This is a genomic window from Streptomyces sp. NPDC049813 (assembly GCF_044465085.1).
Lineage (GTDB): Bacteria > Actinomycetota > Actinomycetes > Streptomycetales > Streptomycetaceae > Streptomyces.
The window spans coordinates 113,056-129,060 of sequence record NZ_JBITLI010000021.1; the positions used below are offsets into that span (position 1 = coordinate 113,056).

Annotated in this window: 8 protein-coding genes; 5 read left to right on the top strand and 3 right to left on the bottom strand. The window is 74.3% G+C overall.

Annotated features, from left to right (window positions below):
- The first annotated feature begins 111 nt into the window (after positions 1 to 111).
- Both ACIBW6_RS32315 and ACIBW6_RS32320 read left to right on the top strand, forming a co-directional pair.
- Positions 112 to 2,211, top strand: coding sequence for an asparagine synthase-related protein (locus tag ACIBW6_RS32315; RefSeq protein ID WP_399065966.1), 2,100 nt, complete (start codon positions 112 to 114; stop codon positions 2,209 to 2,211).
- Between the two features lie 581 nt (positions 2,212 to 2,792).
- A complete protein-coding gene (locus tag ACIBW6_RS32320) occupies positions 2,793 to 6,122 on the top strand; it encodes an ATP-binding protein (protein ID WP_399065967.1) in 3,330 nt (1,109 codons plus the stop codon).
- A gap of 413 nt (positions 6,123 to 6,535) precedes the next feature.
- Here ACIBW6_RS32320 and ACIBW6_RS32325 read toward each other — a convergent pair whose 3' ends face one another.
- Together ACIBW6_RS32325 and ACIBW6_RS32330 are read right to left on the bottom strand one after the other, a co-directional pair.
- The gene (locus ACIBW6_RS32325; protein WP_399065969.1) at positions 6,536 to 8,602 is read right to left on the bottom strand and encodes a sigma-70 family RNA polymerase sigma factor; all 2,067 of its coding nucleotides are present in this window, start codon (positions 8,600 to 8,602) and stop codon (positions 6,536 to 6,538) included.
- A gap of 428 nt (positions 8,603 to 9,030) precedes the next feature.
- Positions 9,031 to 9,795, bottom strand: a complete 765-nt coding sequence (locus ACIBW6_RS32330; protein WP_399065971.1) for a TetR/AcrR family transcriptional regulator — start codon at positions 9,793 to 9,795, stop codon at positions 9,031 to 9,033.
- A 363-nt stretch (positions 9,796 to 10,158) separates the two neighbouring features.
- On the opposite strand from ACIBW6_RS32330, the gene ACIBW6_RS32335 reads away from it, so the two are divergent.
- Positions 10,159 to 11,562: an NAD(P)/FAD-dependent oxidoreductase gene (locus tag ACIBW6_RS32335; RefSeq protein WP_399065973.1), complete on the top strand. Its 1,404-nt coding sequence runs from the start codon at positions 10,159 to 10,161 to the stop codon at positions 11,560 to 11,562.
- Positions 11,563 to 11,849: 287 nt separating this feature from the next.
- Complete coding sequence (locus ACIBW6_RS32340; RefSeq protein WP_399065975.1) at positions 11,850 to 13,493, top strand: SpoIIE family protein phosphatase; 1,644 nt, start codon at positions 11,850 to 11,852, stop codon at positions 13,491 to 13,493.
- A gap of 3 nt (positions 13,494 to 13,496) precedes the next feature.
- Here ACIBW6_RS32340 and ACIBW6_RS32345 read toward each other — a convergent pair whose 3' ends face one another.
- The gene (locus ACIBW6_RS32345) at positions 13,497 to 14,768 is read right to left on the bottom strand and encodes an MFS transporter (protein ID WP_399065977.1); all 1,272 of its coding nucleotides are present in this window, start codon (positions 14,766 to 14,768) and stop codon (positions 13,497 to 13,499) included.
- A 118-nt stretch (positions 14,769 to 14,886) separates the two neighbouring features.
- Between ACIBW6_RS32345 and ACIBW6_RS32350 the strand changes: the two genes are divergently transcribed.
- Complete coding sequence (locus tag ACIBW6_RS32350; RefSeq protein WP_399065978.1) at positions 14,887 to 15,441, top strand: MarR family winged helix-turn-helix transcriptional regulator; 555 nt, start codon at positions 14,887 to 14,889, stop codon at positions 15,439 to 15,441.
- The last annotated feature ends 564 nt before the right edge of the window (positions 15,442 to 16,005 follow it).

Consider the following 16,005-nt stretch of genomic DNA (forward strand, 5'->3'; position numbering starts at 1 on the left):
CGCATTGGGGGGAGCGCACGCCATGCCGCGCTCCCCACTTGCCGCCTCTCCGGTGCCTCCTTCGTGGCAGCATGGGGACAACTTGGTTGTCCACAGCTTGTGGAGGCGGCGATGCGATGGTTGGTGGGGTGGAGCAGCACCACCGCTGGGCCCGTCGCCTTCGCGTCCGCCGGCGCGACCGGTACCGAGGGCGAAACGGTACATCCGGTCGGCTCCCAACTCCTGTGGGGCGACCCCGACCCCCTCTGGGCAGTCGGTGACTGGCGCCCCGACGAGGTGCGCGTCGTCGCGGTCGACGACCACACGAGGATCGCCGTCCTCGGCGTCTGCGGCGCCTCCGACGACCAACTGCGGGTCGGCCTCTTCGCCGCGCGCGGCGGCGCCCTGCGCCACCTCACCAACTGGCCGGGCAGCTACACGGCCGTCGTCCAGGTCGGCAGGCGCGTCATGGTCATCGGCGACCTGGCGGGCGCCCGCCCGGTCTTCTACACCCCCTGGGCGGGCGGCACGGCCTACGCCACCGCCGCCCTGCCCCTCGCCGACCTCATCGAGGCCAGCCTGGACGTCGGCCACCTCGCCGCGCTGCTCGCCACCCCCGACGTCCCCGAGGCCCTGCACGACTCGACGCCGTACCAGGGCGTGCGCCGCATCCCGCCCGGCCACGCGCTGATCCTGCGGGCGGGCGCCCGCGAGATCGCCGGGTACGAGGCCGTGGCCTCCCTCGCCGTGGGCGCGGGCCCCGACGACCCGGACAGCGCGGTGAGCGGGGTGCGGGACGCCCTCGTGGAGGCCGTACGGACCCGCCTGGCCGCGCCCCGGCACGTCCCCGGCACCGACCTGGACCCCGGTCCTGTGCCCGGCATGGGGCCCGCCGAGCGGCGCGCGGCCCGCGGCATGCCGGTGCCGGGCATCGGCGCCGACCTCTCCGGCGGCCCCGCGTCCGGCACCCTCGCCCTCCTCGCGGCGGGCCTGCCCGGACTGCCCGGCACGGTCCTGGGCCACGGCACGGGCGCGGGCGAACGCCTGCTGGCGGTGACGTTCAACGACATCTCCGCCACGACCGCCCACCGCGAGGCCGAGCTCGAACGGGCCGGGGCGATCGCGGCCAACCCGCGCCTGCACCATGTCGTCGTCGCGGCGGGCGAGGAGGCGCTGCCCTACGCCGACCTGGACGGCCCGCTCACGGACGAGCCCAGCGCCACCCTCGTCACGGCGGCCCGGCACCGCGCGCGCCTGTCCTCCGGGAGCGCCGACCACTTCACCGGGTACGGCGCACGCCAGGTCCTGGACGCGCACCCGGCCCGCCTCACCGACCTCCTGATGGACCGCCGCCGCCGCCACATGGTGCGGCCCGTCGCGGCCCTCACCAAGGCGGACGGCGGCTCCTTCACGGTGCCCGCGCGCGTGTACGGCGCGGCGCGCAAACTGGCCCGTACGCCCTACAAGGCGGGCCTGGAGAACCTCGCGGACCGGCTGCTGCAGCGCAACTTCGACGAGCCGGGCGGCGCGGTGGGGGCGTCCCTCGCCGCGCTGACGTGGGCGAGACCGGGTCCGGCCGCGCGCTGGCTGACGGGGGAGGCGCTGCGAGAAGTATCGGTTCGCCTGCGGCTGGGGACGACGCGGCCGGGGCCCGGGCCCGGGCAGCGCCCCGGCGAGTTCCGGGCCCGCGCCGCGCTGGCCCGGCACGCGGCGGACCTGCGCATCCTCGAACAGGCCGCGGAGATCCGCTTCCAGCGCCTGCACGCGCCGTTCCTCGACAACCAGGTGGTCCGCGCCTGCCGCGCGCTGCCCGAGACGCTGCGCGTGCAGCCGGGGGCCCGCGCGACGATCCTGCGCACGGTCCTGGAGGGCGCGGGCGTCGCCGAGCTGCCTCCCGGGTGGGGGGCGCCATCAGACCGGTCCTCCGCCGCGGCGGCCCGGACGGGGTTGCGGGTGGCCGCGGACCGGCTGATCGACCTGTTCGACACGCCGCTGCTGGCGCAGACGGGCCTGATCGAGGCGCGGGTGGTCCGCAAGGCGCTGCGGGCGGCGGCCGACGGCGAACCCCTGCCCCTGGACGGCCTCGCCGACCTCGTCGCCCTGGAACTGTGGCTGCACCGGCTGCTGTCGCGCCGCGGGACGTGCTGGACGGGGACGCCGGCGCGGGCGCGGGCGGTCCCTACGGGGAGTGTGGTGCCGGAGCGGGCGCTGGGGGCGGGGCCGGTTCGGTAAGGGGGTTGTTGAGGGGCCTGTTGTCCTTGCGCGGCCGGGGTGTGGTGCCGCGGGCGGGGTTACCCCGGGGCTGCGTTTAGATCGCGCGTCCGGCGCTGGGGTGCCACGGGCGGCGTTGTTCCTGGGCCCTGCTGGGATCGCGCGCCCGGCGCGGGGGTGCCGCCTTGTCCACCCTGCCGCCCTGGGGGTCCCCCCGGACGGAGTCTGGGGGAGGCAGATTGCCCAAGGCGAGGCGGCTGCCCATGGCGGGGCCGGATGGGGGCGAGGCGCGTCAGGCGGGGGCGGTGCTCGGCCAGATCGGACGGACCACCGGTTCACGGCGCGTCAGTCGACGGCGGTGCTCGCCCGGGCCGGACGGTCCACCGGGGCGCGGGCGCCCGTGAGACGTGCGGGTGGGGACGGGGCGGTGTGCCCCCGCAGGACACCGCAGGGACCAGGCACCGGGTCAGAGCCTCTGGGCGGACAGCGGGGGGTCAGACCGTACCGGCCGAGGAGGTACACCGACCCGGCCCCACCCAACCCACCGGCCTGGCCCAGGCGCAGCCCCCTACAGACGGCAAGAAAGCAGCGACAATGCCCGGGTGCGGTACACAATTCTGGGCCCGACGCAGGCCCACGACGACGAGGGCACCCCCGTCCCCGTAGGCGGCCCGCGGCTCCGCGCCCTGCTCGCCTCCCTGGCCCTGCACACCCCGCGCACCGCCCCCGTGGACGCCCTCATCGACGACGTCTGGGCCGACGCCCCACCCACCGACGCCCCGGCCGCCCTCCAGGCCCTCGTGGGCCGCCTGCGCCGATCGCTCGGCAAGGAAGCGATCGCCTCGGAGACCGGCGGCTACCGACTCACCGCGACCCGCGCCGACATCGACCTCTACGTCTTCGAGGGCTTGGTCGGCGAGGGCACCGCCGCCCTCGCCGCGGACGACCCGGCGACCGCCACCCGCATCCTGCGCGAGGCCCTCGCCCTCTGGCACGGCCCCGCCCTGGCCGACCTCCCCGAACACACGGCCGTCACCCGCCCGGAGACCCGCCGCCTGGAGGCGCAGCGCCTGGAGGCCACCCGCGCACGCGTGGCCGCGGACCTGCGCCTGGGCCGCGCCTCCGAACTCGTACCGGAGCTACGGGAACTGACCGCCGCGCACCCGTACGACGAACCTCTGCGGGTGCTCCTGATCGAGGCGCTGCGCGCGACGGGCCGAGACGCGGACGCGCTGGCGGCGTACGAGGAGACCCGCCGCACCCTGGCGGAGCACCTGGGCACGGACCCGGGCCCGGAACTGACCCGGCTGCACGCACAGTTGCTCGCCGTAGAGACCCCCTCGACCCCCCGCACACCACTCCGCACACCCCCATCCGCACCCGCACCCCCCATTCCCCGCACAGGCAACCTCCGCCCCCGCCTGAACTCCTTCGTCGGCCGGGAACCGGAACTCGCCGCCATCCGTTCCGATCTACGAGGAGCACGGCTGGTCACCCTCACGGGCCCGGGCGGCTCCGGCAAGACCCGCCTGGCCGAGGAGAGCGCCGCCCCGCTCTCCCCGGCCTGGCTGGCCGAGCTGGCGCCGGTCGACGACCCGCGGGCGGTCCCGGGCGCGGTGGTGAGCGCCCTGGGCCTGCGCGAGACGGTCCTGAAGACGAGCGAGCTGTCGGCGGGCCCGCACGACGACCCGACCGCGCTCCTCGTGGAGCACTGCGCCGGGCGCACGCTGCTCCTGATCCTTGACAACTGCGAGCACGTCATCGACGCGGCGGCCCAGCTGGCCGAGACCCTCCTCACGCACTGTCCGGGCCTCACGATCCTGGCGACCAGCCGCGAACCCCTCGGCGTGCCGGGGGAGTCGGTGCGCCCGGTGGAGCCGCTGCCCCCGGACCCGGCGCACCAGCTGTTCACGGAGCGAGCCCGGACGGTGAACGCGGGCTTCGACCCGGCCGCGGACCCGGCGGCCGTGGCCGAGATCTGCCGCCGGCTCGACGGGCTGCCGCTCGCCATCGAGCTGGCGGCGGCCCGCCTGCGGCTGCTCACGCCGCGCCAGATCGCGGACCGCCTGGACGACCGTTTCCGGCTGCTGACCGGCGGCAGCCGCACGGTTCTGCCGCGCCAGCAGACGCTGCGCGCGGTGGTCGACTGGTCCTGGGACCTGCTCGACGACCGGGAGCGCGCGGCCCTGCGCGAGCTGTCGGTCTTCGCGGGCGGCTGGGACCTGGAGGCGGCGGAGGCGGTGTGCGCCGGGGACGCGGCGGACGTGGCCGACACCCTCGGCTCCTTGGTGGACAAGTCCCTCCTGGTGGCGACCCCCCAGCAGGCCCCACACCCTGCCACCGCGACCGCCATGGCCACTGTCACCGCCACCGCCACCGCCACCGATGGCGTTGGCGGCATGCGCTACCGGATGCTGGAGACGATCCACGAGTACGCCTCGGAGCGCGCGGCCGAGACCCCGCAGCTACGTCTGGACACGCGGCGCCGCCACATCGCGTACGTACGCGCGCTGGTGGCGCGGGCGGCGCCCAAGGTGCGGTCGGGCGAGCAACTGCCGTGGATCCACCGCCTGGAGACGGAGCTGGACAACATCCGGGCGGCGCTGTCGCGGGTGACGAGCGCCCCCGGCCTGGTGGACGAGGAGAGCGCGGTCGCGCTGGCGCTCGACATGGGCTGGTTCTGGTGGCTGCGCAACTACCGGCCCGAGGCCCTGACCTGGCTGGAGGCCATCGAGCGGCTGATGCCGGACCGGACGGCACCGGACGACCCGGCGGACCCGATGTACTGGCCGCGGATGAACCTGCGGCTGCTGTTCCTCTTCCTGATGACGGAGACCCGGCCGCAGGAGGCGGTCGCCAGTGACGCGGACCGGGCGTACGTGAAGCGGGTACGGGCCGCGTTCGAGCCGCCCAACCCGCAAGGCGCCCGCTTCCCGGGGATCATCTGGCCGTTCTCGCTGTTCCTGGTGGAGAGCGGCCGGTGGAGCGACATCCGGCCCGCGCTCGACGCGGCCGTCGCCAACTGCCGTCTGCACGGCGGCGACTGGGAGGTCGGCGTGACCCTGATGTTCCGCACGCACGCGGCCGTGGACACGCCGGGCCACATGCAGGGGGTGGACGACGACCTCGTCGAGCTGCGGGACATCAGCCGCCGGGTCGGCGACCGCTGGATGCGTGCCCAGGTGTGCAGCGCCGCGGGCGAGGCCGCCATCGGACGCGGTCGGCTGGCGGAGGCGAAGGCCGAGTACGAGGAGGCGTTGCGGCTCGCCTACGAGGTGGGGGCGTACGCGGAGACGCCGTTCCTGATGGCGCGGCTCGCCGAGGTCGCCTACCGCGAGGGCGATCACCTGACCGCGGAGAAGGCCCTCGACGTGGCGAGCGAGGAGGCGGAGCAGCACGGGACGCTGGACACGACGGCGTACGTGGCGATGCTGCGGGTGCACCTCGCGCTGGCGGACGGCGAGCCGGCCCGCGCGCGCGAACTGTGCGACCTGGCGCGCACGGTGGCGGAGAACGGCACGCCGCCGCCGCAGTTCCTCGCGGCGCTCGGGGTGGCCGAGGCCCGCGTCCGTGCGGTGGAGGCGGGGCCGGCGGCCGGGCTCGCGGTCGTCGTCGACGCGTTGCGGGACGCGGTGGTGCAGCGGTGCGCGGAGTCGGTGCGGGCGGACCTCATCGACGTAGGGACGGAACTGCTGGCGCGCGACGGCGATCTGGCGCGTGCGGTGCGGCTGTCCGCGGCGGCCGACGCGCTGCGCGGCGAGCTGGCGCGGTGGATGCCGGAGCGGGCCGAGCACGCGGCGCTGGAGTCCGTCGCGCGGTCCGGCCTCGGCGAGGTCCGGTACGAGGCGGAGCGGGCGGCGGGCACGACGCTCACCCAGCAGGAGATCCTCACGGAGCTGGGGGAGGGGACGGACCGGGCCGCCCGGAGCTGAGTCGGGCTCGACCGGAGCTGACGCGGCCGGGCGGAGCTGACGCGGGCCGGGCTGAGCTGACACGGGCTGACGAGCGCTGACGCGGGCCGGGCGGAGCTGACCCGGCCGCCCGCAGCTGACGCGGGCTGACCGGCGCTGGCGCGGGCCGCCTGGCGTTGACACGGGCCGCCCGGCGCTGACACGGGCCGCCCGGCGCTGCCCCGGCAGTCCGGAGCTGAGGCGGGCTCGACCGGCGCTGACGCGGCCGCCTGGAGCTGACACGGGCCGCCCGGCGCTGCCCCGGCAGTCCGGAGCTGAGGCGGGCTCGACCGGCGCTGACGCGGCCGCCTGGAGCTGACGCGGGCCGGGCTGAGCTGGCGAGCGCTGACGGGCGCTGACCGGAGCTCCCCGTCGGCCGACCGGGTGGCCCCCGCTCACCCGCAGGTGAAGCGGGACTCCGCCCAGTCCGCGAGCCCCACCGCGCCGAACGCGGTGTGCGGCTCCGCCACGAGGCGGATCGTCCGGTGACCGGTGAGGTCGACGTGGACCGGCATGGCCGGGTCGTCGCCCCGGACCACCCGGGAGCTCCAGGCCCGCGCCCCGTCGACGTAGACCGCGAACCGGACGGCGCCGAGCCCGAGGGTCATGTCGTCGACCCCGGCGGAGGCGTCGTACGCGGTGCAGGCGCGGTTGAGGTCGATGGTCACGGAGGAGTCGGCGTGCACCGACACCCCGTTCGCGTACTGCTTGCCGCCGATCGACATGCCGTGGCGTTGCCACACCCAGCTGCTCTCGCCGAGCCGCATCTCGGGCTCGCTGCCGTCGCCGAGTACGCCGTACCGCAGCGCGTTCCACTGGTAGACGGCCGGAGCGGGCGGGGGTGTCGGCTTCGGTTTCGGCGGTTTGGGCGTGGGCGTCGGCCGCGGCTTCGTGGGCGTGGGCGCCGGGGCGGGCGGAGCGGGCTTCTTCGGCGTCGGCGTAGGCGTGGGCTTACGCGCAGGTGGGGCAGGCGGCTCGGGCGCCGGCTCGGCCGGCTCGGTGCTGGGCCGGGGCGCCGCGGGTTCAGGCGCGGGAGCCGGGTCCGAGGGGTCCGGGGAGTGCTCCGGCGGAACCGGCTGCGACACGGGCGGCTTCTCCGCCTTGGCCTCCGGCTCCCGCTCCGGGTCGCCGGCGAGCGCCATGGCGACGGCGACGGCGATCCCGGCGGCCACCACTCCGGCCGCGATCCCGGCCTTGGCGGGCGCCCCGAGCCCTTCCGCCGCGGCACCTCCGGCCGCGCCGCCGCCCGAGCCGCCCCCCACCGCCGCGGCACCGGCCCCGGCACCCGCCGCGCTCGCGGCGCCGCCGCCGATGAGGGCGACGACCTTCGCGTACCCGGCGGCGCCGAACCAGCCGATGACGGCGACCGGCACGACCCCCGGGATGCCGCTGGCGACTTCCTGGATCTGGCCTGCGGCCAGCCGGCACTTGGCGCACTCCGCCATGTGCTTGCGCAGCCCGCGCTCGGCCCGCGTACGCAGGCTGCCGCGCGCGTAGGCGCCGAGCCGGTCCGCGTAGCGCGCGCACTCCTCGGACTCGGTGAGCGTGGCGGAGACGTGGGCCTGGAGGTAGGCCTCCTTCAGCCCTTCGCGGGCCCGCTTGGCGAGCACGCGCGTGCCGTTGGCGTCGAGGCCGAAGAGCGTCGCGACGTCGCTGGGGGACTCGTCCTCGACCTCGGTGTGCCAGAGCACGGCCTGCCAGCGCTCGGGCAGCGAGCGGAAGGCCTGCATGGCCATCGACTGTTCGGCCTCGTGCATGGCGCGGACGTCGGCGCCGAGGTCGAGGGTGTCGTCGTCGGAGACCTCGTTCGACCGGGCGGCCTGGACGGCGAACACGGCGAAGTCGTCGACCAGGTGCTCCTTCCTGGCCGAGGTGGTCCAGTGGGCGGCCACGCGGCGCACGGTGGTCAGGAGGTAGGCGCGGACCGCGTGCTCGGGGCCCTTGCCGCCGCGGACGGCGCCCAGCATGCGGGCGAAGACTTCGGCGGTGAGGTCGTCAGCGGTGTGCGCGTCGCGGCAGCAGGTGCGGGCGTACCGGCGGACGGCGGCGGCGTGGCGGCGGTACAGCTCCTCGTAGGAGCTGTCGTCGCCCGCGCGCATGCGGGCGATCAAGTCGGCGTCGGAGGGCGGCCGTTCACCGGCAGGGCCCTGGGCGGTGACCGGGGGCGCCATCGGGGCGGGGCCCGGAGCCGTACCCGGAGCCGCGGCCGAGCCGCTGGCCGAAACCCGACTCTCCCGCTGGGCCGGCACCTCGGCATCGGCGTCCGGCACCGCCCCAGAGGCCGCCGCCCCAGAGGCTCCCGCCCCAGGGACCGCTCCCGGGACCGCTCCGGACACCCGCCCGGGCCCGCCCTGGCTCGGCACCTGAGGCCCCTGCGAAGGCTGTGGGGGCCGCTCGGAAGATCCTCCGGCGTTCTTCCCCTCAGCGTCGGACTGCTGCCCGTCCCGCCCGTCAACGCTCATCGCGGAACGCCCCCGACCCCACACTCTGACCCGACCACCGGCAAAGCGTGGCACACAGGAGGCCTCCGGGACCGGCCCCTGCACAGCAACCACTCATCCGTGGAGATTCACCGCACCTGAGTCCTACGGTTCACTCGTACGAGGGGTGCTGACCGGCCGAAACCACGGGTTCCACGGACCCGCGCGCAGGCGAGGCCCGCGCACAAGTAAGTCGCACACCGGTAAGGCCCGCGCACAGCTGAGGGCCGCGCACAGCTGAGGCCCGCGCACAGCTGAGGGCCGCGCACAGCTGAGGCCCGCGCACAGCTGAGGGCCGCGCACAGCTGAGGCCCGCGCACAGCTGAGGGCCGCGCACAGCTGAGGGCCGCGCACAGCTGAGGGCCGCGACCGGCACAAGACCACCGCCCGCGGCCCTCACCCCGCATGCGCTAGGACCGCGACCGCAACCCCTCAAGCAGGATGTCCAGCAGCCGGGCCGAAGCCGCCGCCTGTTGCGCGGGGTCCGGCAGCGAGGGCGCCGCCGTCGCGATGACCAGCAGGACGTCCGACACCGTCACGTCCGCACGCAGCTCACCGGCTTCGCGCGCCCGGTCCACGAGCCGTCCCACGACCTCCAGCAGCACCGCCGCCCCGGCGTCGTCCGCGGAGGGGCCGGCGTCGGCCACCGAGGGCCGCTGCTCCACGAGCCGCAGCTCGGGCGCCCCGCTGCGCTGCTCGGGGACGCGCGGCTCGTCGCGGACGCCGTCGCCGCGCTCGTCGGCCACGCCGACCCGCAGCACCTGCGGAGGCAGCAGCCGGCCCGCGCCCGAGGCGACCGAGGTCCGCAGGAAGCGCGAGAGCGCCGACCACGGCTCGTCCTCCTGACCGAGCGCCGTGCGCGCCTGGTCGGTCAGCCGGGACGTCTCCTCCTCGGCTATCCGTCGCACCAGTACGTCCTTGCTGGGGAAGCGCCGGTAGACCGTGCCCACACCGACGCGGGCGCGGCGCGCCACGTCCTCCATGGGCGCCCCGTACCCCAGCTCGCCGAAGACCTCGCGGGCCGCGCGCAGCACATGCTCAAGGTTGCGCTGGGCGTCGACCCGCAGCGGCGTGGAACGGGAACTGTCGCCCGCCCCCCGCCCGTTGGCCCCTCCCGCCGCGCCGGTGGGCACGACGGCAGACGCTGAGGTCCATTGACTTTCCTGAATGTGCATATGTGTTCCCCCGGTAATGACGTCTCCCCCCGGAGACACTCCCCGTCATTGTCAGCCGGAGCGTGAGGAACAGACAGCGATTTCCGGGTCTGTTCTGGCGACCCCCACAGCGCATCCCCCGACACCCCGACAGCACACGAACATAGTTGAGCGGGGGTCAATTCAGAAGGGGCACGTTCCGCACGGTGCGCCCCCCGAACGGAGTACGCGGCGATTCCACCCCGATTGCCCCCCTGCCACCCGCCCTGTCCCTCCCCGCTGACCTGCGCACCTGTCCCGGGGCCCGGCGTCCGCCCGGCCCGCCGCGGGCGCCCGCGCCCCGTCACACAAATTGTCGAGGCTGTGGACAAACGCAGGAGCCCGATGCGTCATGGGAGGGTGAGGGAACCTGCGCGCATTCTCGTTGTCGGCGGCGGCTACGTCGGGATGTACACCGCCCTGCGCCTCCAGAAGAAGCTCAGAGGGGAGCTCAGAAGCGGCGCGGTGGAGATCGTCGTCGTCACTCCCGACCCGTACATGACGTACCAGCCGTTCCTGCCCGAGGCCGCCGCCGGCTCCATCTCGCCGCGCCACGTCGTCGTCTCCCTGCGCAGCGTCCTGGAGCACTGCCACGTCATCGTCGGCGAGGTCGTCGCCGTCGACCACGCCAAGCGCACGGCCTCGTACACCACGCTGGCCAGCAAGGACGAGGGCACCGGCCCGGCCACGGTGACGTACGACGAACTGGTCCTGGCGCCCGGCTCCGTCTCCCGTACGCTCCCGGTCCCCGGGCTCGCCGAGTTCGGCATCGGGTTCAAGACGGTCGAGGAGGCCGTGGGCCTGCGCAACCACGTCATCGAACAGCTGGACATCGCCTCCTCCACGCGCGATCCGGCGGTCCGCGACGCGGCCCTCACCTTCGTCTTCGTGGGCGGCGGCTACGCGGGCGTCGAGGCGCTCGGCGAACTGGAGGACATGGCCCGGTACGCGGCGAAGCACTACCACAACGTCAAGCCGGAGGACCTGAAATGGATCCTCGTGGAGGCGAGCGACCGCATCCTGCCCGAGGTCGGCCCGGAGATGGGCCGGTACACGATCCGGGAACTGCGCGGCCGCAACGTCGACGTCCGGCTCGCCACCCGCCTGGAATCCTGCGAGAACCGCACCGCCGTGCTCAGCGACGGCTCCCGCTTCCCCACGCGTACGGTCGTGTGGACGGCCGGGGTGAAGCCGAGCCCGCTGCTCGCCGCGACCGACCTGCCGCTGACCGGCCGCGGCCGCCTGCGGTGCACCGCCGCCCTCGCCGTGGACGGCGCCCCGCACGCCTGGGGCGCGGGCGACGCGGCGGCCGTCCCGGACGTCACCGCCGACGAACCCGGCACGGAGTGCGCCCCCAACGCCCAGCACGCGGTGCGCCAGGCCAGGACGCTCGCCGACAACATCGCGGCGTCCCTGCGCGGCCAGGCACTCACCGACTACGAGCACGCGTACGTGGGTTCCGTGGCCTCACTGGGGCTGCACAAAGGTGTCGCGCACGTCTACGGACGCAAGGTGAAGGGCTACCCTGCCTGGTTCATGCACCGCATCTACCACCTCAACAGGGTGCCCACCGTCAACCGGAAGGCCCGCGTCCTGACCGAATGGACCCTCTCCGCCCTGTTCAAGCGGGAGATCGTGTCGCTGGGCTCGCTGGAGCGGCCGCGCGCCGAGTTCGAACTCGCGGCCGGGACCGTCCCTCCTTCGGACCCTTCCGCGCCACCGGCCGGCGGCCCGAAGGGATCGCCCTGACCGCCCCGCCGACGCCCCGCCGGACTCCCCGGCGGCCACCTGAAGCCGGCGCGGACCCGCACAACCGCCCCTGACGACACGCACGACCTGCACGAACCACACGAACCACACGAACCGCACCGCACGCGCGACCTGAACGACCGGAATCCCGACCGCCGTTCGGCCACAGGCACGCGACTCCCGCCGCCGGACCGGCGTCCGACGTTTGTCAGTACGGTCGGCCACACCGGTCCACGACCCTGGGCGGGCTCCTCGCCCGCCCTCGACCCCACGAGGCTTGCCCCACAGTGAACTTCACGCGCTGGAGCGCCCGGCTCCCCGGAACGCAGCGCCGCGCCGCAGCGCGGGCCGACCACGGCCTGCCCCAGCGAGCCGAGAGCGCCGTGCCCGCGGCGCGCGCCGAGCCCCTGCCCGACGGCCCCGAGCCGGGCGGCGGCGTCGACGGACTGCCGCTGCGCGACGTCCTCGACCGCATCCCCGCCCTCGTCGCCCTGGTGCACGGCCCCGAGCACCGCATCGCCTACGTCAACGACGCGTACGCCGCGGCCTTCGGCGACCGCCCCGCCGGCCGGCCGGCCAGGGACGCCCTGCCCGAGCTCGACGAGCTGAGCCTGCTCCCCCTCCTCGACCAGGTGCTGCGCAGCGCGAAGCCCCGCACGGTCAAGTCCCGCAAGGCCGCCACCGGCCGGTCCTACACGGTCACCTGCACCCCGCTGGAGACGGCCGAGGGGCCCGGCGTGCTGATCTTCGCCGCCGACGTCACGGACCACGCGGAGGCCGCCGAGCGGCTGCGCACCAGCGAGCGCGAGCAGCGCGAGACGGCCGTCACCCTGCAGCGATCGCTCCTGCCGCAGGAGCTGGAGGAGCCCGACGACCTGCGCATCGCGGCGACGTACCTGCCTGGCGGCACCGAGGCCGCGGTCGGCGGCGACTGGTACGACGTCATCACCCTCGGCGGCGGCCGCACGGCCCTGGTCATCGGCGACGTCATGGGCCGGGGCGTGCGCGCCGCGGCCGTCATGGGCCAGCTCCGCACCGCCGTGCGCGCCTACGCCCGCCTCGACCTCCCGCCGCACGAGGTGCTGCAACTCCTCGACGGCCTGGCCATCGAGATCGACCCCCAGCAGATCGCCACCTGCGTCTACGCCGTCCACGACCCGAACGAGGGCCGCCTGCTCTACGCGTCCGCGGGCCACCTGCCCATCCTCGTGCGCGACGAGAACGGCACGATCCACCGCGCCGAGGAGCCGACGGGGCCGCCGCTCGGCACGGGCGGCTGGCTGCACACCTCGGGTTCCGTGCCGCTGGGCCCCGGATCGACCGCCGTCCTGTACACCGACGGTCTCGTGGAGCGCCGGGACGAGGACATCGACGAGGGGGTGGCCGCGCTCGAACGCGCGCTGTCCGGCGCCACCGGCACCCCGCAGGTGATCTGCGACCGGTTGATCCGGGCGGCGGGCGTGACGGCCGACCACGACGACGACGTCGCCGTCCTCGTCCTCCAGCACCCGGCCCGCAAGGGCCCCGACGGCGAACGCTTCCGCAACGCGGCCCTGGAACTGCTCGGCGGTGTCGAGGCCGCGCCCCGCGCCCGCGCCTTCGCCTCCGGCGTCCTGACCAGCTGGCGCTTCGCCACCGAGCTGCATGACCTGGGCGTCCTGGCGGCCAGCGAACTCGTCGCCAACTCCCTCCAGCACGGTGCCCCGCCGATGCGGCTGCGGCTGCGCCGCACCGACCGCCGCCTGATCATCGAGGTGACCGACGGCGACGACCACCTGCCGCGCCGCCGCCGGGCGGAACCCGGCGACGAGACGGGGCGCGGCATCTCCATCATCGCGACGATCGCCTCGAACTGGGGCTCGCGACGGACGCCGGGCGGCGGCAAGGCGGTCTGGTGCGAGTTCGTCCTGCCCGGCGGCACGCCGGGCTGACGCTCACGCGTCCGCGCCGGCCCGCTCGGGCGAGCCCTGCCGGACAACACGGCTGCCCGCCAGCGACGGCTGGTCCTGTATCGGCGTGAGCCGCTTGCCGAGCCGCAGAGCGAGGACGGTGATGCCGAGCGAGAACAGCAGGAACGTCACGATGTACGGCCCGTGCAGCGCGGCCCCCATCGGCCCGCCCACCGCCGGACCGACCGCCAGCGCGAGCTGCTTGACCAGCGCGAACGCCGAGTTGTACGACCCGACGCGGCCGGCCGGCGCGAGATCGGCGACCAGCGGCGCCAGGGTCGGCGACAGCATCGCCTCACCGAGCCCGAACAGCGCGTACGTGGAGACGAACGCGGCGGTCGCCATGGCCTGGCTGCCGTGTCCGAGCCCCGCGTAACCGGCGGCTGTCCACGCGACGGCCCAGATGAGCCCGACCGAGGCGATGACCCGCGACCGCTTGCGCCGCTCGACGAACTTCAGCACGGCGAACTGCGCGACCACGATCATCGCCGTGTTGGCCGCGAGCGCGATCCCGAGGGTCGACGCCGAGATACCGGCGGCCTCGACACCGTAGGCGCTCAGCCCCGATTCGAACTGTCCGTAGCAGGCGAAGAAGAGCACGAAGCCGAGCCCGCACAGCTGCACCATCGCGCGGTGCCCGAGCAGCGCCCGCACCCCGCCCGTGGCCGCGCCCTGCGGTATCGCCTCGCCGAACGAGGGCGCGTGCGGCATCCGCACACTCAGCACGATCGCGCCGAGCACCAGGAACATCACGGACTCGATGGCGAAGAGCCGCAGGAAGCTGTCGGGCCGGCTCTCGTCGACGAGCTGCCCGCCGATGAGGCCGCCGATACCGAGCCCCAGGTTCTGCAGGAAGAACTGGAGCGCGAAGGAGCGGGTGCGCGTCTCGGGCGACGAGCACCACACGATCATCGTCGCGAGGGCGGGCTGCAGGACCGCGGTCCCGGCCCCGAGCACCGCGGCGCCCGCGACGGCGGCGGGCTCGCTGCTCGCGAGGCCGAGCCCGAGGGCGCCGACGGAAGCCACGACCGAAGCGACGAGCAGGACGGGCAGCGGGCCGCGCCGGTCGATGGCGCGACCGGTGAAGGGCAGTACGACCAGCGCGGCCATGGCGAACGCGGCCAGCACGATGCCCGCCGCACTGGCACCCAGATCCCGGACCTCGGCCACATACACATAGAGGAACGGAACCGTGAAGCCGATGCCGAACGCGCTGAGCGCGCTGCCCACCTGAACCCGGCGCATCGCAGCGCCCATCGCCCTGGTCACTTTCACCTGCCCTTTCGCAGTCAAGACTTCGAAACTAAAGTTAGAAGCTAAACAATACACAGAGAAGGACTTCAACGCCAACCACTTGCGTGCCATACTGCGCGGCATGGCCGACACCTCCGGCGGACCGCCGGCCGAGCCGACGCTCGACGAGCAGATCGCCGCCTACCAGCGCGAGTTCCAGGACCTCGACCCGCAGGTCGAGGCGATCGTCTCGGCGCTCGGCAGACTCAACCGCCGGATGAACGTGGCGTACGGGCGCCAGACCGCCGAGATCGGCATCAGCAACACGGAGTGGGAGGTCCTCAAGGCCCTCGTCCTCTCCGGCTCCCCCTACCGGCTCGGCCCCGGTGAGCTGGCGCGCCGGCTCGGTCTCACCCCGGCCGCGATGACGCACCGCATCGACCGCATGGTCCAGGAGGGCCTGGTCACCCGGGAGCGCGACGAGACGAACCGGGTCCGCGTGATCGTGGAGCTGACTCCGCAGGGGCGCGAGAAGTGGCTGGCCGCCATGCGCCTCGCGTCCGTCTTCGAGGAGGACCTCCTCCAGGACCTCACCCCGGTGGAGCGGGGTCTCCTCGGCGAGGTGCTCATCCGCCTCCTGCGCCGGGTCGAGGACGCCCAGCCGGACGCCGGCGGCCGGCTCACGGATCTTGATTGAGACCGTCCGGGTGGGGCACGGGTGGGGGTTGACACCACCCGGATCCATCCGTAAGGTTCTTCGGGTTGCCACGGAGCCGTAACGGTTCTCCGGCAGCACCTCCCGCCGCTGAAGCGGCATCCCAACACCAGCACGATCTCCCGACCGGGATTGTTTTCGGCGTGCCCGAATTCAATTCGATTCGGGACGCGCAGGACCTCATCGCTTCGATTAGGAACTGCCGCGAGGATCCGCTAACGTTCGGGACGTCGGAAGGGCCGAACAGCCCGGATGACAAACCCGGTTGACAGGGAATCAGGCCCGAAAGGATCTGATAGAGTCGACACCGCAGGAAGGCCGAAAGGCCGGAAAGCGAAAAGCAGGACCAGCAAGACCCCGAGGAAATCGGATCGGAAAGATCTGATAGAGTCGGAAATGCAAGACCGAAGGGAAGCGCCCGGAGGAAAGCCACGAGAGAGTCTCTCGGGTGAGTACAAAGGAAGCGTCCGTTCCTTGAGAACTCAACAGCGTGCCAAAAGTCAACGCCAGATATGTTGATTACCCCGTCTCCAGCCGGTTCCGGTT

Bases quoted from the DNA above. Each gene is read 5' to 3' on its own strand.
- ACIBW6_RS32335 (WP_399065973.1), top strand. From the start codon at position 10,159: ATGCGTCATGGGAGGGTGAGGGAACCTGCGCGCATTCTCGTTGTCGGC.
- ACIBW6_RS32315 (WP_399065966.1), top strand. From the start codon at position 112: ATGCGATGGTTGGTGGGGTGGAGCAGCACCACCGCTGGGCCCGTCGCC.
- ACIBW6_RS32350 (WP_399065978.1), top strand. From the start codon at position 14,887: ATGGCCGACACCTCCGGCGGACCGCCGGCCGAGCCGACGCTCGACGAG.
- ACIBW6_RS32325 (WP_399065969.1), bottom strand. From the start codon at position 8,602: ATGAGCGTTGACGGGCGGGACGGGCAGCAGTCCGACGCTGAGGGGAAG.
- ACIBW6_RS32330 (WP_399065971.1), bottom strand. From the start codon at position 9,795: ATGCACATTCAGGAAAGTCAATGGACCTCAGCGTCTGCCGTCGTGCCC.
- ACIBW6_RS32345 (WP_399065977.1), bottom strand. From the start codon at position 14,768: ATGGGCGCTGCGATGCGCCGGGTTCAGGTGGGCAGCGCGCTCAGCGCG.